This is a genomic window from Herbaspirillum sp. C7C8 (assembly GCF_022627875.1).
Taxonomy (GTDB): Bacteria; Pseudomonadota; Gammaproteobacteria; order Burkholderiales; family Burkholderiaceae_D; genus Herbaspirillum.
Map to the genome: position 1 here is coordinate 1 of NZ_JABXGG010000058.1, position 412 is coordinate 412.

The 412-nt window shown below is 56.8% G+C and carries 3 tRNA genes; all 3 read left to right on the plus strand.

The window, feature by feature from the left end:
- The 3 genes from HWE01_RS22615 (at position 1) to HWE01_RS22625 (ending at position 411) form a co-directional block, all read left to right on the plus strand.
- Positions 1 to 76: transfer RNA gene (locus tag HWE01_RS22615), tRNA-Glu, on the plus strand.
- Between the two features lie 110 nt (positions 77 to 186).
- Positions 187 to 262, plus strand: a tRNA-Ala gene (locus HWE01_RS22620).
- Positions 263 to 335: 73 nt separating this feature from the next.
- Positions 336 to 411 (plus strand) — tRNA-Glu (locus HWE01_RS22625).
- Position 412: the final 1 nt, after the last annotated feature.

The window sequence follows — 412 nt, forward strand, 5'->3', positions numbered from 1 at the left end:
GTCCCCTTCGTCTAGAGGCCTAGGACATCACCCTTTCACGGTGAGTACGGGGGTTCGAATCCCCCAGGGGACGCCAGGTTTTAAGGCAGTCCGGTTGCCGCCGGGTTGTTTGAAAGTTGAAGTAGTCTGACTGATCAGGCTACCTTGAGGTTGGATAGTCCGGAGTTTGGGGCTTTTCCTTTCGCAGGGGGTATAGCTCAGCTGGGAGAGCGCTTGCATGGCATGCAAGAGGTCAGCGGTTCGATCCCGCTTACCTCCACCAGCGACCCGCATGGAAATGTGGGGTGAATTGGCGGAAGAGCTGATTCGAGGAATGTAGTAGTTGTGACCGTTTTGTCCCCTTCGTCTAGAGGCCTAGGACATCACCCTTTCACGGTGAGTACGGGGGTTCGAATCCCCCAGGGGACGCCAG